This is a genomic window from Flavobacterium frigidum (assembly GCF_048286735.1).
Taxonomy (GTDB): Bacteria; Bacteroidota; Bacteroidia; order Flavobacteriales; family Flavobacteriaceae; genus Flavobacterium.
Genome location: NZ_JBLVPU010000024.1, coordinates 1 through 22,162 on the forward strand (window position 1 = coordinate 1; position 22,162 = coordinate 22,162).

At 32.6% G+C, this 22,162-nt stretch carries 17 protein-coding genes and 1 tRNA gene; 9 read left to right on the top strand and 9 right to left on the bottom strand.

The features are described from left to right. Positions 1-183 precede the first annotated feature (183 nt). Positions 184-265, bottom strand: a tRNA-Leu gene (locus tag ACNQGO_RS13165). 108 nt (positions 266-373) lie between these two features. On the opposite strand from ACNQGO_RS13165, the gene ACNQGO_RS13170 reads away from it, so the two are divergent. Then, positions 374-1,762: a dipeptidase gene (locus ACNQGO_RS13170; RefSeq protein WP_417985542.1), complete on the top strand. Its 1,389-nt coding sequence runs from the start codon at positions 374-376 to the stop codon at positions 1,760-1,762. A 224-nt stretch (positions 1,763-1,986) separates the two neighbouring features. Here the strand turns inward: ACNQGO_RS13170 and ACNQGO_RS13175 are convergent, their stop codons facing one another. Both ACNQGO_RS13175 and ACNQGO_RS13180 read right to left on the bottom strand, forming a co-directional pair. Next, the gene (locus tag ACNQGO_RS13175) at positions 1,987-2,412 is read right to left on the bottom strand and encodes a hypothetical protein (RefSeq protein ID WP_417985543.1); all 426 of its coding nucleotides are present in this window, start codon (positions 2,410-2,412) and stop codon (positions 1,987-1,989) included. Between the two features lie 335 nt (positions 2,413-2,747). Further along, entirely contained in the window at positions 2,748-3,818 is a 1,071-nt protein-coding gene (locus tag ACNQGO_RS13180) for a type I restriction endonuclease (protein ID WP_417971978.1), read from the bottom strand. A gap of 527 nt (positions 3,819-4,345) precedes the next feature. On the opposite strand from ACNQGO_RS13180, the gene ACNQGO_RS13185 reads away from it, so the two are divergent. The 5 genes from ACNQGO_RS13185 (at position 4,346) to ACNQGO_RS13205 (ending at position 11,099) form a co-directional block, all read left to right on the top strand. Next, positions 4,346-6,835 (top strand): erythromycin esterase family protein, encoded by a 2,490-nt coding sequence (locus ACNQGO_RS13185; RefSeq protein WP_417985544.1) that lies wholly within the window; start codon positions 4,346-4,348, stop codon positions 6,833-6,835. Positions 6,836-7,190: 355 nt separating this feature from the next. Beyond that, the gene (locus ACNQGO_RS13190; protein ID WP_417985545.1) at positions 7,191-7,616 is read left to right on the top strand and encodes a toxin-antitoxin system YwqK family antitoxin; all 426 of its coding nucleotides are present in this window, start codon (positions 7,191-7,193) and stop codon (positions 7,614-7,616) included. 9 nt (positions 7,617-7,625) lie between these two features. Then, positions 7,626-8,000: a BlaI/MecI/CopY family transcriptional regulator gene (locus ACNQGO_RS13195; protein WP_417985546.1), complete on the top strand. Its 375-nt coding sequence runs from the start codon at positions 7,626-7,628 to the stop codon at positions 7,998-8,000. Then, positions 7,997-9,361 carry a M56 family metallopeptidase gene (locus ACNQGO_RS13200; RefSeq protein WP_417985547.1) on the top strand — a complete coding sequence of 455 codons (1,365 nt, stop codon included), beginning with the start codon at positions 7,997-7,999 and terminating at the stop codon, positions 9,359-9,361. Before ACNQGO_RS13195 ends, ACNQGO_RS13200 begins: the two co-directional genes overlap by 4 nt. Positions 9,362-9,389: 28 nt before the next feature. Next, a complete protein-coding gene (locus tag ACNQGO_RS13205; RefSeq protein WP_417985548.1) occupies positions 9,390-11,099 on the top strand; it encodes a M56 family metallopeptidase in 1,710 nt (569 codons plus the stop codon). A 176-nt stretch (positions 11,100-11,275) separates the two neighbouring features. On the opposite strand, the gene ACNQGO_RS13210 is transcribed toward ACNQGO_RS13205, so the two are convergent. From ACNQGO_RS13210 to ACNQGO_RS13225, 4 genes are all read right to left on the bottom strand, one after another. Next, positions 11,276-12,964, bottom strand: coding sequence for an ATP-dependent nuclease (locus ACNQGO_RS13210; RefSeq protein WP_417945019.1), 1,689 nt, complete (start codon positions 12,962-12,964; stop codon positions 11,276-11,278). Between the two features lie 498 nt (positions 12,965-13,462). Continuing rightward, complete coding sequence (locus tag ACNQGO_RS13215; protein ID WP_417945021.1) at positions 13,463-13,627, bottom strand: hypothetical protein; 165 nt, start codon at positions 13,625-13,627, stop codon at positions 13,463-13,465. A 4-nt stretch (positions 13,628-13,631) separates the two neighbouring features. Beyond that, the gene (locus ACNQGO_RS13220) at positions 13,632-14,159 is read right to left on the bottom strand and encodes a hypothetical protein (protein ID WP_417945023.1); all 528 of its coding nucleotides are present in this window, start codon (positions 14,157-14,159) and stop codon (positions 13,632-13,634) included. Between the two features lie 820 nt (positions 14,160-14,979). Next, the gene (locus tag ACNQGO_RS13225) at positions 14,980-16,350 is read right to left on the bottom strand and encodes a saccharopine dehydrogenase family protein (protein WP_417985549.1); all 1,371 of its coding nucleotides are present in this window, start codon (positions 16,348-16,350) and stop codon (positions 14,980-14,982) included. 176 nt (positions 16,351-16,526) lie between these two features. Between ACNQGO_RS13225 and ACNQGO_RS13230 the strand changes: the two genes are divergently transcribed. The 3 genes from ACNQGO_RS13230 to ACNQGO_RS13240 all read left to right on the top strand — a co-directional run bounded on the left by ACNQGO_RS13230 (position 16,527) and on the right by ACNQGO_RS13240 (position 19,847). Further along, complete coding sequence (locus ACNQGO_RS13230; protein WP_417985550.1) at positions 16,527-16,934, top strand: DUF423 domain-containing protein; 408 nt, start codon at positions 16,527-16,529, stop codon at positions 16,932-16,934. Between the two features lie 58 nt (positions 16,935-16,992). Beyond that, the gene (gene pckA / locus ACNQGO_RS13235; protein ID WP_417985551.1) at positions 16,993-18,594 is read left to right on the top strand and encodes a phosphoenolpyruvate carboxykinase (ATP); all 1,602 of its coding nucleotides are present in this window, start codon (positions 16,993-16,995) and stop codon (positions 18,592-18,594) included. A gap of 152 nt (positions 18,595-18,746) precedes the next feature. Then, positions 18,747-19,847: a DUF4407 domain-containing protein gene (locus ACNQGO_RS13240; protein ID WP_417985552.1), complete on the top strand. Its 1,101-nt coding sequence runs from the start codon at positions 18,747-18,749 to the stop codon at positions 19,845-19,847. Between the two features lie 92 nt (positions 19,848-19,939). Here the strand turns inward: ACNQGO_RS13240 and ACNQGO_RS13245 are convergent, their stop codons facing one another. After that, the gene (locus ACNQGO_RS13245) at positions 19,940-20,653 is read right to left on the bottom strand and encodes a PH domain-containing protein (RefSeq protein ID WP_417985553.1); all 714 of its coding nucleotides are present in this window, start codon (positions 20,651-20,653) and stop codon (positions 19,940-19,942) included. Positions 20,654-20,847: 194 nt separating this feature from the next. Then, positions 20,848-22,026 (bottom strand): glycosyltransferase, encoded by a 1,179-nt coding sequence (locus ACNQGO_RS13250; RefSeq protein WP_417985554.1) that lies wholly within the window; start codon positions 22,024-22,026, stop codon positions 20,848-20,850. Positions 22,027-22,162 lie beyond the last annotated feature (136 nt).

Sequence of the window (22,162 nt, forward strand, 5' to 3'; positions counted from 1 at the left end):
AAATAAAAGCATTTAGATCTCAATTCAGAGGAGTTAGAAATATAGAATTCTTCCTTTTTAGACTAACTAATATTTATGCTTAATTTTTGCTTCCCCACAGGTTTTGGGATTGATCCTAAAATCGGGATAAACTTCTCGCCCTAACTCCACAAAAAAAGCCCAAACTTTCGTTTGGGCTTTTTGTGCGGATAATAGGACTCGAACCTACACGCCTTGCGGCACCAGATCCTAAGTCTGGCATGTCTACCAATTTCACCATATCCGCGCAATTGTGGGTGCAAAGATACACTTAACTTCTTATTTTCAAAACAATTTTGATAAAAAATATTCATACTCTTTTTGTACTTTTGAACATACAAACAAAATTCACCTAATGGAAAATATTAAAGCATACGTTCAAGAACACAAAGATCGCTTTATCAACGAGTTAATCGAATTACTAAAAATTCCATCTGTAAGTGCCGACACCGCCTACTCACATGATGTTTTTGAAACTGCCGATGCCGTAAAAGCCAGTTTGGAGAAAGCCGGCTGCGATCTAGTCGAAATTTGCGACACACCAGGCTACCCAATCGTGTATGCCGAAAAAATCATCGACCCTAACTTACCTACCGTTTTAGTGTACGGACATTATGATGTACAACCACCAGATCCATTGGAACTTTGGACTTCACCCCCATTTGAACCCGTAATCAAAAAAACCGACATTCATCCCGAAGGCGCTATTTTTGCCCGTGGATCGTGTGATGACAAGGGTCAAATGTACATGCACGTAAAAGCATTAGAATATATGGTTCAATCCAACACTTTACCTTGCAACGTGAAGTTTATGATTGAAGGCGAGGAAGAAATTGGCTCTAAAAGTTTGAGCTGGTTTGTAGAACGGAACCAAGAAAAACTAAAAAACGATGTAATTTTAATTTCAGATACCGGAATGATTTCGAATCAGCAACCGTCTATCACCACTGGTTTACGTGGATTAAGCTACGTAGAAGTTGAAGTTACAGGTCCAAACCGCGACTTACATTCCGGATTGTACGGAGGCGCCGTTGCGAATCCTATCAATGTGTTGGCCAAAATGATTGCTTCGCTTCATGATGAAAACAACCACATTACCATTCCTGGTTTCTATGATAATGTAGAAGAACTATCTACGGAGGAAAGAGCCGAAATGGCCAAAGCGCCTTTTAGCCTTGAAAACTATAAGAAAGCACTCGACTTAAACGACATTTATGGCGAAAAAGGCTATGTAACGAACGAAAGAAATTCCATTCGGCCTACCTTAGACGTCAACGGAATCTGGGGTGGCTACACCGGCGAAGGCGCAAAAACTGTCATTGCGAGCAAAGCGTTCGCCAAAATCTCGATGCGTTTGGTTCCGAATCAAGATTGGGAGCACATCACTGAATTGTTCACTAAACATTTCACCAGCATTGCCCCTGCAGGCGTAACCGTACTCGTAAAACCGCATCATGGCGGGCAAGGCTACGTAACCCCAATAGACAGCATTGGGTACAAAGCCGCAAACATGGCGTATACCGAAACTTTTGGCGTACCAGCCATTCCAGTGCGTTCCGGAGGAAGTATTCCTATTGTAGCGTTATTCGAAAAAGAACTAAAAAGCAAAACTATCCTCATGGGATTTGGTCTCGACAGCGATGCCATTCACTCGCCAAACGAACACTTCGGTATCTTCAATTACCTCAAAGGAATCGAAACCATCCCGTTGTTTTACAAATATTTCGTGGAGCTGTCCAAATAAATTCCTTTCATTACATACTAAATCCGCTCTAAACAGGGCGGATTTTTTTTGGGCGTTCCCCGCCGAAAATAGCGGGTCAGGCTGTCCGTTCTCAATCTTTTTATCCGCCGAAAAGGCGGATAAAAAGGATTTCCACTTCCATCCTTAACGCAAACTATTGCTCGTTGATAGATTTCTTAAAGGAGACAAGATAGTTTTAGTTGTAGAAAAATTGTGGAAATACTTTATTTTAAATCCAATAGAAACCCAAAAGCAATAAGAACTAAGCTTGCAAGTGGTCCTGAAAAGATGCACATCAACAAGGTTTGGCCGTCTCCGTAACATGCCAAATCCACACCAAGCAAAGTAATTAATAAAACAGTATTTGATAAGGTATATATGATCAAAGAATAAAATCTAAAATTACGTTTAACTTCACTCTCAGTCTTTAGCAAAATATTGTCCAACCTATAGCCATAGAAAACCATCATTCCAATTACCGTTACTGCTGAAAACCAAAGAACAATTAAATAGCCAGTTTCACAGTTACTAGTGATTTTTTCCAAGCCCATTGCCGCGAGAAGACCAGGAAACAATGTCCAAGTTGGAAAAATTGGTATCAATGACCATAGCGCATTAATAAAGCTATATTTTGTAAATCTAAAATCCATAGAAAGTATATTAGTAATGTTTGGTGGATGTTTAAAATTTCTCAATCGATTCGAGAAATTCTAAGTGATGGCTACAAAACATTAGTTGATAAAAACTAAAATCAGTCACCTGAGAATCTCCATTTTAAGATTTTTATGAATTTATAGATGTTTTTCCAAAGCTTGACGTTCTCTTCTTACAAAAATTTCGGAAGTAAATTAAGAATAGTATTAAGATACATCCAAAGCGATAGCAAAAAAGGTGAAGCAAATCATCCCAAATTTAAAACCAAACACATATTAAGTCTAATACCCTATTTGATTAAAGCAATAATTGGCTTTACCTTTCTTACGTTTTATTCGTAGTTTTTAATTGTTACCAATAATTCAGCTTTATGATTATAAATTTCGTCTATAGAAGATATTTGTTTTTTCTCTCCATTATCTTTTCCGTTGTTGAAAAGTTCAATATATTTATTAGATGAATTAAAATGTAAACGACAAATAGGTTTTCTATTGTTATCGTCTAATAATATCCCAAAATACGATTGTGTATCTCTAAATGCAATTCTTGATGCGGGCAATATTTCTCTTAGAATTGCTTTAATTATCTGAGAGCCTTCAATTTCTTCTTCAGTTGTTATAAATTTTGGTGTTTCGGCATTATTATCTATTGCCGCAATATGTTCAGTGGCTTTTGAAGGAACTGTTTCATTAATATTTAGAGCATTTTTCAATCTGAAATTTATTGATTCATTGATCGAACTAGAAAATGCTTTTTTAGTATATTCTCTAAATGTAGCTAATCTATTCGCTGTCAATGGCTTATTGAAAAATCGATTAACTAAAAGCTTAACTATTTCATCTGAAGGTTCTTGTATTTCTTTTTCAAATTCGTTTCGGATTGCTTTTATATATTTTAATCCTTCTGCCGAATCTAAAATTTCTTCAAGATTATAACCTTTTTTAGAAAAGTTTTCTAAAATTTTTAAACTTGTATCTTTTAAGTTCGAAATATCTAACGTAAAAAATGGTTTTTCATCCATTATATTTGGTTTCTCTAAATCTGCATAAAAATTATAGATATGTCCATTAGTTAAAACACCAAAACGCGATTTTGAAACATGATAATATCTATGAAGTTGCGAATTATGCGCATCAACATTTTCTTTCCAATTCTTACATTCAATTATTAAAATTGGCTCACCATCTCTTTTGATTACATAATCTATCTTTTCTCCCTTTTTAGTTCCAATATCACAAACAAATTCAGGTATCACCTCTGTTGGATTGAAAATATCATACCCTAGAATTTGAATAAAAGGCATTACAAAAGCATTTTTTGTTGCTTCTTCTGTATTAATCTGATCTTTTAAAGAATCAACTCTTTGGTGCAGCTGTTGCAATTTTAATTTTAAATCTTCCATTTATGTTGGCGTTTTTGTTTTGTATTTATGTTTTTTAAGACGAACTTTTTTCTTCAAGTTACAGCTCACTACTGAATTTAGCCAAGAAATCGAAATCTGGTTAATTATCAAAAGTCTGTTTCGTTTTGAGTTTTTCAAATATAAGCAAATTTTCTTACGTATCTAATTACTATTGCTGTTAAATCCCTACCCGCAAAGTTGAACAAACAAAACAAGTCAAAAAGCTATATTTTGTAAAAAGGTGTAGTCTTTCTTGTTTAATAAAGAAATGTTTTTTTTGATTTGTTGTTGCCAATAGGAGTGGGCACGGAATGCATCCGAGTCTTCATCCGAACTGACGTATTAATTCTGCGCCATCAGGTACACCTTATGCATATCCAAGCTATTTAGGATTGATGGTTTTTTGAAATCATTTTTTATCTTTATTTTCTTTCAAATATAATCATTAAATTTACAAAACAATAGCGTAATGAAAGGCGGTATCTTTCGATTTGCGAAATAGTATCTTAAAATGATTCAAAAATAATATGAAAATATTCACAACTGTTCTTATAAGCTTGTTTTACAACCTTGTTTTTCCTCAAACTCCAATTGAAGGGAAGTCTATCATAATAAACACTGCGAATGATTACTCTTTTTTAGAAAATGTAATTAAATCAAAAAAGATAGTTTTATTAGGAGAACAATCACATGGAGACGGAGCTACATTTGACGAAAAAGTTGAAATTGTAAAATACCTTCACGAAAAAATGGGATACAATACAATTGTTTTTGAAAGTGGTTTTTATGACCATTATAAAGCATTTAAACAGTATTCTGAAAATAAATCAAACATTTCAATTTTCAGTGAAGCTGTTTTTGGAATATGGTCTGACACAAAAGCATTCCAAAATTTAATGGATTATGTAAACGAACGAGCAAAACAAAATGATCCTATAAAGATTCTAGGTTTTGATTCCCAAGAAGGGTCTATATTTAAGAATCATTATATGGATGATTTAATAAAATTATTTCAAAATAGAAAAATTACTTTTTCTGAAAGCGTAATCACAAGTATAGAAAAATCATTTGTTTCAAGGGATTTAGAAGATGTAGCATCTAATAAAAAAGATTCTCTTGAACTTTATAAAAATTTTGATTTAATAATGGATTCGTTCAATAAAATTGAAAATATAAATTTTGATGAAAAAATAATGAAACAAGTTTTTATTAGTAAAATTGCCGATGTGTCATTTGATATTATGCAATTACAAAAACAAAAAATTGCTGTTCAAAATCCTAGAGATGAGCAAATGGCAAAAAATCTTATTTTTTTATCTGAAATTTACCCAAACGAAAAGATGATTTGTTGGGGAGCTTCTTACCATTTTTCTAAAAACATCAACCAAATTGAATATACTGACCAGACAGAAGATTACTTCAAACAATATGCAAATAATGAAATAAAAAACACTGGATATACTGATTACAAAACAGGTGACGGCTCAAAATTACTTGAAGGGGCAATTCCCATGGGCGAGTTATTAAAAAAGCACTTTGGCGAGCAAATTTACAGCATTGCTTTTTCATCTTATGAGGGAGAATATGGTATTGTAGATGAAAAACCAGTTCCTATATTGAAACCACCATTTAATAGCATAGAGCAACAGTTAAACGACAAACCTAATTCAAAAACTTTTTTTGAGTTTAATAAAAATGAAAATAATAGCTATTATTGTTCTGCATTAGGAAATATTCCTTTCAAGGCAAAATGGAGTTTTATATTTGATGGATTACTGTTTATTAAAAAATCATACCAACCAGAGATAAGAAGTTATCCAAAACCAGTCATTAACAACTCTAAAGAAGAAGTGTTTTCTATTGTTGGAATAATAACAGATTCTAAAAATAGAAAAGTAATACCTAATGCAGAAGTATCCCTAGTGAAAACTGAAAGAAGTATTGTTGCCAATAAAGATGGTGCTTTTAGTTTTACTATTCAAAAAAAGGATTTTCAAGACAAATTGATAATTTCCGCAATGGGATACGCCTCGGACACAATCAATATTTCGAGCTTAATACGAACTAATAAAAACCAGATAAACATCAGACTAAGATCACACAAATTTGAAGGGATATTTTTAGATGAAGTTGTTGTTAATTCCGCAAGAAAATCATTGACCGCCGAGGATATTGTTACAAAAGCAAGAAATAATATTGAACTTAACTATTACCAAGATTCATACAATCAAAAATTTTATTTCCGAACTCAAATCATCAAAAAAAATAAAATTACATCCAACATAGAAGCGGTTATTAATACATACAATTCTAATGGAATGAAAGGAGTAAATACACCTGACGAAGAATTATATGGTGAAATACAACAAATGCGTACATTAGTTGAAGATAATGTTAATAATCAGTATGGTAAAATAACTAATTTTGCATTTATTTTTGACAGAGATGTAATATTGAGTAAATCTAATGTACTATATAAAACGTCTTCTTACAATTTAAAAAAAGAGGAAGTCTTGCTATATAACGATAGAAAAGTTTATAAAATTAGTTTCGTCAATAATTCGCCTGGATCATATTCTACCGGATATGGTTATCCTGCTCCAAAAAAATCATCTGGAATATTATATATAGATACTGAAACTTTTGCGGTACTAAAATATGAACATTGCGTTGTAAGAGAGCCTTCTGAAATCAAGAATCAAAAAGCCAAAATGGCTCAAATGCTGCATAAAATAATTTTTACATATAAAATACATGAGGGTAAATATTTTATAAATTATTGTAATGTCATAAATAAATCAATAATTATATCAAAAGCCGATAATGTAATTTTAAGTGAAAACTTTTTAGTGAATAATGTAATGTCTATTGATGTTAAATATTCCAATGTAGAAAAAATTGAGCGCCATCTTCAAAAAATAAATCAGAATATTACACTTAAAGAAGATTCTAAGTTTTGGAATAACAACAATTTTATACTTCAAGATGATAAGGTAATATTTGATTTGTGTGATTAACTTTAATTTTCTTTCGCTTTTTTCCACTTTTTGATATTTAAGTGGTTTTCTAAACTCCATTTCCTATATTTCATATCTCAAATGCACTATTTGAAATTTAAAATTTCACACCGAACTTATTAAGTACTAAAATACTTGGTCAACATATCGAGTGTATGTTTCGTTTGCCTTTTTTAAATATAAACAAAATTCTTATGGCTACATTAGAGCCTATTATTAAATCGATCTAAGGAGTTAACAGGACTTAAACACCAAATCCTCTTGTAAATCCCTGACCACCAAATAATTTTTCTTAAAAATTTGTTTATTTCATTTTTTATTCTACATTTGTAGAGCAATGTTTTAATCTGTAGAAATGAAAATCCAAAATCAGTATATAATCATCATCATTCTTTTTTGCATAAGCTTGACTAGTTGCAAAATAAATCAAACCAAAAACGGATTAAAAACAGGTAAATGGATTCAAACCGAAAACTTCATGAACATCGTATCTGTCGGAACAGGAAGATACAAAAAAGGAGAAAAAATTGGAACTTGGAAAGAGTTTATGAACGATAGATTACTTTCAAAAGAAAAATATAAAAAAAACAGTTGCCATGTGATTAAATATCACAATACAGGAAAAATTCAACAAATAGGATTTTCAAAAAAAGAGGTAATCGAGTCAAAAATAGAATGGCTACCCACAGGAGAATGGATATTTTACGACTCCGAAGGAGTTTTGCTAGGAACCAAAATCTACGAAAAGGGAATACCCATTCAAGAAATTTACACCAATTAAAAAATAAACATGCAACAACTCACGAACGCCGAAGAACAAGTAATGGAACACCTTTGGAAACTCGGGAAAGCCTTCATGAAAGACTTGCTTGAAGCCTACCCAAAACCAAAACCAGCAACCACAACCATCGCTACTTTATTAAAAAGAATGATCGACAAGCAATTTGTGGCCTACAATGAATTTGGAAACTCTCGGGAATATTATCCTTTGGTCAAAAAAACCGATTATTTCTCGAAACACGTCAACGGATTGATTAGTAATTTCTTTAATAATTCGGCGTCACAATTTGCTTCTTTCTTTACCACTGAAACCAATTTATCTCAAACGGAACTGGAAGATCTAAAGAAAATAATAGACAGTGAAATTCTAAAAAAGAAAAAATGACCGACTTTCTAATTAAATCGACAATTACTTTATTGGTGCTACTGGCAGTGTATTATTTGTTTTTGGAAAAAGAAAAAATACACGTTTTCAATAGGTTTTACCTGTTGTTCAGTCTTGTTTTTTCGATGGTGATTCCATTTATAACTATTGAAGTCATTGAGGAAATAGCACAGCCTACAGTCAATCCGGGAAATATCCAGATACTGCAAGGAAGCGCTGTAATACTGGAGGAAACAAACTATTTGGTTATAGGAATATGGAGTTTGTATGCTGTAGTAACACTCGTTTTGGCGATTCGTTTTTTCAGTAATATCATCACCATTTCGTCTAAAATGAAGATAAATACACCAATTAATTATAAGAATGCCAAATTGATTTTGGTTCCCGAAAAAATATTGCCGCACACTTTCCTGAGTACGATTTTCATCAACGAAACAGAATACAACAACCGTGAAATTGAAGCCGAATTGTACACACACGAACTCACGCATGTGAATCAAAAACACACGTTGGATATTTTATTCATCGAACTATTGAAAACTGTTTTTTGGTTCAACCCTATTTTTATTTTTTACAAAAAAGCCATTCAACTCAACCACGAATTTCTTGCCGATGAGAAAGTAGTGACCTCCTATAACAATGTTCCGTTTTATCAATCTTTGTTGCTCTCAAAGGCAAACGCGAACCCAACTTTTTACTTGACCAGTAATTTGAATTATTTAATAACTAAAAAACGATTACTCATGATGACAAAAACCACATCAAATTCAAAATCAATCACAAAAAAAATTATTCTGATTCCGCTTTTAACTGGACTAATAAATTTAATGTGCATACAAACAATTGCTCAAACCAGCACAAACAACAAAACTACCGAACAGTCTGAAATTAAAAAAAGAGACGCTTATTACAAAGGAGTTCGATTGATTGTGAAGGATAATTCGAAAAAAATTCTATTAGACAAAAAATACGAAGCACTAACGCCAAATGAAAAGCGTCTCTACATTAGCAATGTTCCAACAGAAACCTCAATGAATAAACCAACACAAAAAGAATTTGATAGTTGGACCAATGATTCTAAATTTTCTGGACTATTTAAAGGAAAAAAATTAAACAATATTGATTTAAAAAAACATAGTGTAAAAGAAATTGCTGGTTATCTAAGATTTTACAGTCCAGAACGAAACGGTAAACCTTATGGTGCTAATCTCAATCATTATGCTTTATTCACTAACTCTGAACGTGAGATGCTTATAAAAAAACAAAGAAAGAGTGTTTCTTATAAAGTAATTGAAAAAACCATAAAAGCAGGAACATTTTCAAAGCCAGTTTTTATTAGCATGGTTGTAAGAAACATCTAATTGACAGTGAAATTCTAAAAAAGAAAAAATGACCGACTTTCTAATCAAATCGACAATTACTTTATTCGTACTACTGGCGGTGTATTATTTGTTTTTGGAAAAAGAAAAAATACACGTTTTCAATAGGTTTTACTTGTTGTTCAGCCTTGTTTTTTCGATGGTACTTCCATTCATAACTATTGAGGTCATTCAGGAAATAGCACAACCTACAGTCAATCCGGGAAATATCCATATATTGCAAGGAAGCGCTGTAATACTGGAGGAAACAAACTATTTGGCTATAGGATTATGGAGTTTGTATGCTGTAGTAACACTCGTTTTGGCGATTCGTTTTTTCAGTAATATCATCAAGATTTCGTCTAAAATGAAGATGAATACACCAATTAATTATAAGAATGCCAAATTGATTTTGGTCCCCGAAAAAACACTGCCACACACTTTCTTGAATACGATTTTCATCAACGAAACAGAATACAACAACCGTGAAATTGAAGCCGAATTATACACACACGAACTCACGCATGTGAATCAAAAACACACGTTGGATATTTTATTAATCGAACTATTGAAAACCGTTTTTTGGTTCAACCCTATTTTTATTTTTTACAAAAAAGCCATACAACTCAACCACGAATTTCTTGCTGACGAGAAAGTAGTGAAATCCTATAACAATGTTCCGTTCTATCAATCTTTATTGCTATCGAAAGCGAACGAGAACCAAACTTTTTACTTGGCCAGTAATTTGAATTATTTAATAACTAAAAAACGATTACTTATGATGACAAAAACCACATCAAAATCAAAAGCAATACTTAAAAAAATTATCTTGCTACCTTGTTTTACTGGTCTAATTTTACTTTTATGTGTTGAAAGTATTGCCCAAGAAAAACAAGTTAACAATGCAAAAAGCAATGCGCAAAATACCATTTCCGATAAACAAAAAAGAGATTCTTACTATAGCGGAGTCCGATTAATTGTTAAAGACAAGAATAAAAAGATCCTAATTGATAAAAAATATGAAGAATTATCTTTAGAAGAAAAAAAACGATTCCTATTCTATCTTCCAACTCCTTCTCAAAAAAAGTCACCATCAAAAAAAGAATTTGAAAGTTGGAAAAACGAAAAAAATGGTGCCTTTTGGATTGACGGAAAAAATATCCCAAACTCAACATTAAACAGATACAAAGCTGATGACATAGCATCATTCTCCAAAAGTTTTATTTACAAAAATGCACGAACAAAAAAACATCCACAAGAATATCAATATAATTTATACACACACAACTATTTTAATAGTAATTTAAAAAATGCCTACAAGAAATTTCCAGGTAAAGAAATTAACATTACAGTAATGGGCAAAAAAAAGGTCAAAGAAGTAGCAATCAAAATGCAACCAAATAAAGCTAAAGCGACAACCAAAACTGACATTTACAATACTGCAGGAATAACTACCAAACCTGATTTCCCAGGAGGAATAATGGAATTTTACAAATTTGTTGGCAATAATTTTAAAACTCCAAAGCAGCCTAACTTAAAAGGAAAAGTATACATCACCTTTGTTATAGAAAAAGACGGCAGTTTAAGCGACATAAAAAACATACGTGATATTGGTTTTGGAACCGGTGAAGAAGCCATACGTGTTTTGAAAACATGCCCGAACTGGATTCCCGGAAAACTGAACGGCGTCCCTGTTAGAGTAATGTACAGCTTACCAATAACGATTCAATCTAAATCATAATCGTAAAAAAGAAATCCGCTTCTTTTGAAGCGGATTTATCAAACTAAACGTTTTGCTGCTTTGAGATGGCTGGAAGTTCGTAAACTCTCAATTTTCGGCTTAACGAAAACTTTATGCGAAACGGTAATACCACTAAATACCAGATAACTCAAATTGGCGGTTACCTGCTACCTTTTTTATTTCGGAATACCTTTTCTAGTTGGAAGTTCTATCCATTCTTTTATTTTACCTATAAATTCCCATACATCATTGCCTGCTGGTTGTAAGTAATCTTTTGAATCAGGATTTTCGCCCATTTTAGAAAAAATATCAATTAACCATTTAGAGCCGTGTCCAGCAATTTTCATATGCTTTAACCAACTTTCTAATTCTCCGTTACGAACTATGAAAACTCCATATTCATCTAGTTGATTCAAAAAATTTTCACAGGCTTCTTTATTTTCGCCCTCTAATACCTCAATTCCACCTTCAATTTTCCATCTTTTTTCTGTTTCATTTAACTTATCATAAATTTCTTTTCTTTGGTTATGAAAAGATTTATGGTTTAATGATGGTAAATATGCTCCTTCAAGTAATTTAGTAAATACTTGACCACCCTCTTTAAATACATCAATATCTACAATACCTACAGCAGGAATACCTAACTCTCTCAAAGGTTTTACAATATCCCATACTGTTTGCTTATTTTGTGCGTTCAGAAATAAACAATTAGAAATACCTCGACGGTCATTCTTTGTTATTAACCTTTCATTAATTTCTTGATAAAAAGCTCGGTCTGAATCAGCTTCAGTAACAATTACAGCTTCATAAAAAAGACCATTTAAGACACCAGTAGAACGAAGTAAAGGGTGGCGCATTAAATAAAGAATTTTTTCCTTTTCTAAAATTCTAGATGTTGCAACTCCATTTTTATAAGTTAGCCTGACTATGTTTAATGGAGAACCTGACTGAATACAGCCCATTAAAAAAGACGAACTGTGTGTAGCGGCAATAAGTCTTTTATTTGTATTCCGTAATGATTGTCCTATTTCTTTTCCAAGTTTATTTGACAATGCTGGGTGTAAAAAAGCTTCTGGTTCATCAATTAAACTTATTTTTGGATCTCCTGCTAAAATAGTTGTGATTATACCTGTAAAGGCTTTTACGCCATCACTAGTGTTTTCAATTAATAAACCTTTCTTGTGAAAATCAATAGCATCTTGATCCCAACCTCTTTCTTGTTGTTCTGTTTTTGGTGCTGTATCGGATAATCTAACTCTTAGATATCCTGATTTAGTTGGGTCAATCACATAATACTTTTCAAATGCATCGTAAATAATTCTTCTAACTTCAGACCGAAGTGAGTTATTTAAAAATAAATGAGCTAAATGATTTGTAGGTGTTAATTGTAAATCGCCAGCACTTTGTTCTCTTAAAAGATTTAATCTATTACTTCCATCTAATCTAATAGTGTATAAACTTAAGAACTTTGGAAAAGTCCAATTTCTTTGTGAATTTGGGTTTAAGGATTCTCTAATTAAATCTTGCGGATTTATTTCAAATCGTTTAGCTTGATTATCTTGAGGATTAAGTTTTCCAATAATTTTATTTCCTTTTTGAATATTGTCATTTAATGTGGGATATTCTTCTATGTTGTTAATTTCCTCTTCTATTTCATTTTCAATTAAAGAAGTATATGTTATTTTGTTTAGAATTAAATCTCCAGTTTGTTCTTGTCCATTTCTAATTGCGTTTTCTATTTCAATTAAAATTCTGCTTTTTCCTGAATTATTCGGACCTACAAATACAGTTATAGGTGTAATGTCAATATTTAGATTTTTCTGACCTGTAGATGATCCAGATTTTAATTCAATTTTGTCTATCATAGTATTCTGTTGCGTTAAGGTTGCAGGTAACTGATATGTAAGCGTAACAAACCTTCTTATACACCTAAACATGGGTAGATTAGCAAAAGTTGTTTCGCAATGCGCTACCCAAATATATTAAAATTTTCTTAAAATTTAGTAAAAAACGGCGCGTCATTGAAATGCGTTGCGTGACGGATGGCAGCGAAAATCCTTTGTGTTTTTTAACCTGAATTTATTTCAGGTTCTAAAAAAAAACAAAGATTGCAGCGAACTGCCCGACCCATAGTGGCGAGGAGGAACGACGAAGCAATTTGCAGGGTCACGCCCAAAAAATCCTTTTTCAAAAAAAAGAGGATGCTAAATCCTTTTTATATTATCTCTAAAAAATTTTAGAGAACTCCATAGTTCCTGCCAGTGACCGGTTCCAGCTTGTCCGCCATGGAGGATTCAAACAGAGTTTCATTGCTCCTGCAGCGCGCACAACGAATCTCTCGCTGTTGGGCGATTGGCAAAATTTTACACCTTAATTTTCGGTTTCATAAAAGTTTTTTTCGCTTCAAGAGTCTTAGATTGCTCTTTTTTCGATTTTATGTATTCACTAATTTCTTTTCGCTCTATATCTGTCAAAGGTTTGCTTTTAATAATAAAATCAATTCCTTTCGGTTCTTTAATTAATCCCATATTTTTAGTTTTTAAAATATTTTTCTACCAAAAATTTTGAAGCATCAGTATCAATAATCATTCTTTGATTTTTAAAATGAAATGCACCTAAAGTTTTTTCATAATGCTCAATTAATTGCGTTTTTGCTGTAAATGCAACAAATCCGTCAAATCCTTTCTGAAAAGAAAGCTTACAAGCATAAGCAACTAAATTTCCTGCAACTCCTTCATACAATTTGTTTTCGCCAATGTTGAATGGAGAACTTTCTAATAAATCCATATAAATATGGTCAGCTTCAATCGTTATACTTAATAATCCTTGAATAATATTTGTATTATGTTCAATGGTTAATTTATAGACTTCTTTTTTAATGTCGTTAAATTCAGATTTCCAATCAAAATTCCAACCATTTTTTTTAATAATATCTTTTAAGTCTGATTTTGTAAGTAGAATAACTTCGGTTTGGAAACTGTCGCCAGAGATTGTATTTAAGATAGAATTAGTCAAACTATCTATAATAAAATGTTGCTCTATAAATTTCTTTTTTTCCATATCTCAAATTTACGAATTTTCATTACGATATAGAATTTTTCAGTTTTTATTTTGTGTAATTACTAAAATCAGGATTGAAATCTGTAAAAATATAAACACATATGATTATTGAACAAACGATTAAAGACAAGAGATTTTGTTTCAAGAATTTTAATGTTAGAGCAATAAATAATCCAATTGAAATTATAAAACCTTTTTTTGCATATGGTTCAAAAAATTCAAAATCGATGTATTTTGGTATTAACGGATTCGTAAGATTTAATTTTGTAAAATGGTATTGTGCGAAAATCGCAACTAAAAGTAGAATTAAAAGTAAAATTAAGAACATTGAAAATTTCTCAATTTTATTTGACTTATTTAGTTGAATTAGCTTTTCTTTCATTTTTGGCTTTTATTTAGTACGATTTTTTTTAAGCTGACGTACAACTAGTTCATAAGCAAAACAAACCTTCATATTTACACCTAAACCAATGTATATTGACAAAGGTTTGCCTCACTTCGTATTTTTCAAATATATTAAGATTTTCTTACAAGTCATTAAAAAAAAGACGCGTCATTGCTATGTCTTGCGTGAGGGATGGCAGCGAAAATCCTTTGTGTTTTTTAACCTGAATTTATTTCAGGTTCTAAAGAAACATAAAGATTGCAGCGAACAGCCCGACCCAAAGTGGCTAGGAGGAACGACGAAGCCAACTACAGGGTCACGCCCAAATCCCAATACAAACTCGCTGAAATTCATAAAAAATCCGCAACTGTAGATTTACATCAGAAGGAGCGGATTTAGCAAACTAAAATCTAAAAAAACTAATAATTACTACTTCTAACTAAACTCTTTATCTGGATTATATCCTAAATACGGCATGGCAATTTCTTTGAAAATAACGCCATAATCCTCTAATTCTTTTAAAATAGGTTCATATACTTCTTTGCGGATGGGCAATTGAACGCCTGGCGTGGTAATTTTGCCATTCAAAATCAATAATGTGGCCATCGCTACGGGTAATCCTACTGTTTTTGCCATGGCGGTATAGGTTTGATCGTCGCCAATACAAACCATTTTTGAATCTATTTGCTCTTTGTTGCCATTTAATTCATAACCAAATTTATGGTACATGACAATCATATCTTTGTCGTCTTCTTCGAGCGTCCAACTGTCGGTTAATATTTTTTCTAAAATTTTAGCGGGTGTAGCATCTTTCAAACCCACTATTTTATTAGGATTAAACAAGTCGAGTTCTAGCAACTTGTCCCACATAATGTCATCTTGGTCAATTTTTAAGATTAAACGGGTTTTGATTTCGACAGAATCTGTGGGGTGATACGGCAAAAATGAATTTACAAAATCACGGTAACTCATGTTTTCTGAGTTTTCCATTATGTAACTGTCATCGGTCATGCCTAACTGCACAAACATGGTCCACGCTTTAGAGAAACCTACTCTTCGGATTGTTCCTCTGTACAACGTAAGCACATTATCTAAACCATACACACTGCGGTATTTGAGCGAATCCCTGTTAGAATATGCTTCAAAACGACCATACCCTTCTACTTGTAAAAACTCGGTTCTGCGAAACAAATTACAGTACGGAATGTATTTATAAGTTCCTTCCTGTATAAACTTGGCAGCGCCACCTTGACCGGCAAGCACCACATTGCGCGGCGCCCAAGTAAATTTATAATTCCAAAGATTCGTATCCGATTCGGGTGCAACTAATCCGCCACAAAACGACTCAAAAAGAATCATTTCGCCACCTTTCTCCTTGATGGCATCTATCACTTTCATCGCACTCATGTGATCAATTCCAGGATCAAGTCCAATCTCATTCATGAAAATTAGATTATTTGCTTTGGCAGCTTCATCTAATTCCTGCATGGCATCACTAACATAGGAGGCAGTAACTAAACTTTTTTTGTACACAATACAATCTCTTGCTACTTCAATATGCAAATGAGCGGGCAACATCGAGATGACAATATCGGCATTTTCAATCGCTTTTTTTCGTTGCTCATTATCATAAATATCTAAAGCTATTGCAGTTGCGTTTTTGTGATCGTTTGTTTTACGCTGGGCTAAAGCCAATGATAAATCACCAATAACAAGGTGCAACTTCTCTTTTTCGGATTTGTCTAAAAGATATTGAATAAGAGATGAAGCTGATCTTCCCGCACCGATGATTAAAATTTGTCTCATTTTGAAATATTTGTAACACAAACATACATAATTGTTGTATTTATAACAAATGAAGTCGGTTTTATTTCTAAAATTCAAAATTACAGTGCCGATTTTTTCTTTGTAGAGTAAAACTAAGCCCGCAAATCCTTTTATATGTATGGGATATAAAATACTTTTGTATTAAAGACAACACTATGAAATCAAAAATTGTAACAACAGCCACTATCTTGGGAATCATCGCCATTATTTTAGGCGCTTTTGGAGCTCATGGCTTAAAAAAATTCCTAGCGGTAGAGCAGTTGGCCACTTTTGAAACTGGTGTACGCTACCAAATGTATCATGCGTTGTTTTTATTGTTTATCGGTTTATATAATGAATTAACTGATGCGGTTAAAAAAACAATCTATTATTTAGTACTAAGTGGCGTGATTTTATTCTCTGGTTCGATTTATTTATTGGCTACAAATGACCTTATGGCATTTGATTTTAAACGCATCGGATTTGTAACACCCATTGGCGGGCTACTATTAATAATGGCTTGGGGACTTTTATTAGTAACACTGTTAAATAAAAATCACAAAATCAGAAGAATTAAAGACTAACTGAAATATAATTTCTACTTTTGCACTCTATAAAAAAGTAACTATACACAATAAATTTATGGACAACAACACCCTTTTCACGCAATCGATTTCGTTAAAAGATTTAGGAATTGAAAGTACCAAAATTCACTACCAGTTATCTCCAGAAGAATTACACAACATTACCATACAAACTAATCAAGGAGTAGAAAGCTCCACAGGCGCTTTAGCGGTTAACACAGGTGAATATACCGGTCGCTCTCCTCAAGATCGTTTTATCGTAAGAGATAGTATTAGTGAAGATTTAGTTTGGTGGGGGAAAGTAAATATTCCGTTTGAACCTGCTGCTTTTGAAGCTTTGTGCAATAAAGTAACCACTTATTTAGCTGACAAAGAAGTTTTTGTAAGAGATGCATACGTTTGCTCTGACCCAAATTATAGATTAAATGTTCGCGTAATCACTGAAACGCCATGGGCAAATTTATTTTGCTACAATATGTTCCTACGACCTGAAGCAGCTGAACTTGCCAATTTTGCACCAGAATGGACTGTACTTTGCGTTCCAAGTTTTATGGCTGATCCTGCTATTGATGGAACGCGCCAAAGCAATTTTGCTATTTTAGATTTCACCAAAAAAGTAGTGTTAATAGGCGGAACCGGATATACTGGAGAAATGAAAAAAGGAATTTTCTCTGCTTTAAATTTCATTTTACCTGTTTTCAAAAATACATTACCTATGCACTGTAGCGCCAATGTAGGGAAAGATGGTGATACGGCTATTTTCTTTGGATTATCAGGAACTGGAAAAACAACTTTATCTGCAGATCCAAACCGTAAATTAATAGGTGATGATGAACACGGATGGACCAATGAAAACACCGTTTTTAATTTTGAAGGAGGTTGTTATGCTAAAGTCATAAACCTTACTGAAGAGAATGAACCAGATATTTTTAGAGCGATAAAAAAAGGCGCCATATTAGAAAATGTAGTTTTAGACAAAGAAACAAAAGCAGTTGATTTTGAAGATGTTTCCATAACACAAAACACTCGCGTTAGTTACCCAATTTATCATATTGACAATATTCAAGAAGGATCTATTGGTAAAAACCCAAAAAATATCTTTTTCCTAACTGCTGATTCTTTTGGAATATTACCTCCAATTTCTAGACTGACTCCAGGCCAAGCTGCGTACCACTTTATCTCTGGTTACACCGCAAAAGTGGCAGGAACTGAAGCAGGAGTAACGGAACCGCAACCTAATTTTTCTGCTTGTTTTGGAGCACCTTTTATGCCACTTCACCCAACAAAATATGCTGAAATGTTGAGTAAAAAAATGAAAGATGCCAATGTAAAAGTATGGCTAATCAATACAGGATGGACTGGCGGACCTTACGGAATAGGAAGCAGAATGAAGTTGAAATATACACGCGCCATGATTACCGCAGCATTAAACGGGGAATTAGACGACGTGGCTTATGAAAACCACAAAGTATTTGGAATTGCAAAACCACAAAGCTGTCCAGATGTACCAAGTGAAATATTGAATCCAAGAAACACCTGGGAAGATCCAGCATTATACGATATTAAAGCAGCAGAGCTTGCCGCAAAATTCAAGGCAAACTTTGCCAAATTTGAAGAATATGCTAATGCCGAAATCATGGAAGGAGCACCAAACGCTTAAGTTACTATTAATTCAAATCCAGTAGAGCCGTTCGTAAAGAGCAGCTCTATTTTTTTATAAAAACTATCGTAATCAAAAACAAATCAAGTATTTATACCATGATTCATTTTTTGGCGTTAAATTTGTAAACAATCATCAAAAAATAATCAATCATGTTTAAATCATTTTTCATCCTTTGCTCTGGCGCAGACAAAGATCTACTTGACGGCTGCTCAGAAGGCGAACAAACCAAATATGTAGGTATTGGCGCCACTGTTTTTTTTACTGCAGTAATGGCTTTTTTAGCTAGTGCGTATGCCTTATTCACCGTATTTGACAGCATCTATCCCGCTATCGCTTTTGGTATTGTTTGGAGTCTGCTAATTTTTAACTTAGATCGTTTTATTGTTTCTACTATTCGAAAAAGAGACCAGTTTGGTGCTGAATTTTTACAAGCTACTCCACGAATTATTTTGGCCATCATCATTGCGATTGTCATTTCGAAACCATTAGAAATTAAAATTTTCGAGAAAGAAATCAATACCGTTTTGTTGAAAGAGAAAAATGCGATGGCTCTAAATAATAAAAAGGAAGTAGCGAATTATTTCAAATCGGATTTGGATAAAAATAAAACAGAAATCGATAAACTAAAATCGGAAATTACCAATAAGGAAAAAGAAGTCAATACGCTTTATGAAACGTACATCACCGAAGCCGAAGGAACCGCAGGAACCAAAAAGCTAGGTAAAGGCCCCGTTTTTAAAGAAAAAATAGCCAAACATGATTTAGCAAAACAAGAACTGGACACCTTGCAGAAAACCAACTTGGCTAAAATTGCTGTTATGGAGAAAAACACTAAAACACTGCAAACCGATTTAGATAAGAAAGTTACCGAATCGCAGCCTATTATTGATGGATTTGACGGTTTAATGGCACGAATTAATGCCTTGGATAAATTACCATGGCTGCCTTCGTTTTTTATCATGCTCTTGTTTTTAGCCATTGAAACGTCTCCAATTATCGCTAAACTTTTATCTCCAAAAGGGGAATACGATTATAAACTGGAAGATCTTGAAACCGCGTTGAAAGCAACTATTGAACAAGATAAATACCAACGTACTCTGCTTGTAAAAACTAGCGCCACGATGCACGACAAAGTCTACGGTGATATAGCTGACGATAAAAAACTGTATGATTTACAGCGAAAAAACGCTACTGATTTACTCGAATTACAATCTAATAATTTTGTAGAAAAGCAAAAAAGAACACTATAATCCTCAAGTTAAAAAGTCAAAAGTCTTAAAGTCAAGAATAACCTTCTAACTTTAAGACTTTTGATTTTAAGACTTTCGACCTTTAAGAGAACTTACATAAAACTCAAAATCTCTTTTTTGAAAGCGTCGTATTCGCCTTGTAGAATCAATCCGTTGTCTAGTAATTTTTTATAATTCTGTAGTTTTTCAAACAGTTCGTCTTGTGATAAATCGCTTAAAGATTTGTCTTTTGGACTTGTTGCAATCGATTCAAAATCGTGATTTTCAGCAGTGAAATGAGGCTGAGAAACAGGCATTATTTCAACAAAACTAGTTACTTCTTCCGTGTCCATTTCTTCAATAACCTCCACTTCGTCTTCTATCGAAATTTCAGTAACTTCATTAATAACTGTCGCATGTAATGCCAAACCACTTTTCAAAACATCCAATTGCTCTTTTGCATAAGTAAAAATTTTACGCGCCTGAATTTTAGGAATATAATCGATAGAAACTTCCATATTAGTTTTGGTTGTAAAAGAAAATTCAGAACCCAGAATGTTCTCTTTTACAAAAGTACCTTCAATTTCATCCCAAGTATAATCAATAAAATTCATTGAAAGTCCAAGGTTTTTAGGCTGACAAATAATAATTCTTTTATTGGTCATCACAATACCATCGGGTAAAACCGTTAAAGCCGGTTTTTTTTGCACTGCGATATACCCTATCTCTTCATTTTTCATTAATAAATCACTCAATTTTACAGCGATTTTTTCAATAGCTTTTGGGTCTTGTTCCTCGTTTAAAAACTTCTTAAATTGTTCTTTCATATGATAAGCTGAATTTATATCAGTGTTTATAGTTTTATTAGACATTTAATCGCAAAAGTAATGCCTAATTGTGTAATTCTTGGATTTCGTTTTGCATTTTTCTTAGTTAAACTTATGAAAACCAATTGAAATCTACAAAAAAAGAGACTATGCAAATTACATAATCTCTTTAACACTTATTTTTTTAAGTACTTTTATTTATAATGAATCGCTATTTGACCTATTTGGAAAATAATTTTAAATGAATCTCTAAATGATAGTTTTGAACCATCCATATGAACCCATCTATTCAATGGCTTTTCGCACACCATTTTTTTAGTTTCCTCGAGACCGTATATATTCCTCATTCTCATAAATATTTCAACATCAAACAACCATTTAGTCAGAAACTTTTTTTGAAACGTTTTTTCTATAACCTCTTTACTCATTATTTTAGCACCACACTGTGTGTCTTTAAAATCCATTCCTAAAGTTTTTCTAATAATTAGATTGATCGTCTTACTAATTATAGCTCTAGCTGATTCTTTAGCAATATCAGCTCCCATTCTATTGATACGGGATCCGCTTACAATTTTATAATTTGAATTGGATATCGTTTGTACAAGATCATCAAAATCTTCAAAATTAGTAGACAAATCTGCATCTAAGAAACCGATATAATCAAATTGCGTTTGCTTTGCTAAATGCAACATTCCTAGTCTTACCGCTTCGGCTTTTCCTCCGTTTTTTTCGCAGTCGTAGATACTGATATACTCTTCTTTTCCTTTTCGCAACTCTTGCAAAACTTCAAGTGTCTTGTCTTTACTGCCATCATTTACAAAACACAAATGATATCCTAAATTTTTATGTACAAATTTTTTAAATTCAGCGCCTGACAAACGAGATTCTTCATTGTAACAAGGAATCACAACTCCAATGCAGTTATTTTGAATTAATCTATTATTATTGTCAATAGAACCTTCTTTATTTACACCGATAAGTCTTTTGACTCTTGCCCCTATCTCATTAAGGCTTAAAGGTTTTTTCATGTAATCTGAAACTCCTAATTCAAACCCTTTTAAAATTACATCTTCATCATTATTACCGGACAAAATCATAACAGGTATGTCATGTTTTTTAATCACTTTTATATGTTTAACAATCTCTAAACCTGCTGCTTTTGCACTGTTATCAATTGTCTGATCGGTATCACTTATACTGCTAAATACGGGCATATTAATATCCGCGATAACAAGACTTGGCAGAAATTCATCATATTTAGCTATAGCATCAAAAACATTATTAGAACTTTTCACTTCATAACCCAAATCTGTTAAACATTTCTCTAAAGAAAGCAACACCAATTCCTGGTCATCTACAATAAGTATTTTCATTAGTTTGGGGTTTTAAAATAGTACTAGTAAACAAAGTTATTTCAATAGCGAAAATTGTATCAAGTTATTAGACGAATGCGCTAAAAGTATAGATGAATGGATTAAATCACTTACCTTTTAAAATTATACTAATATA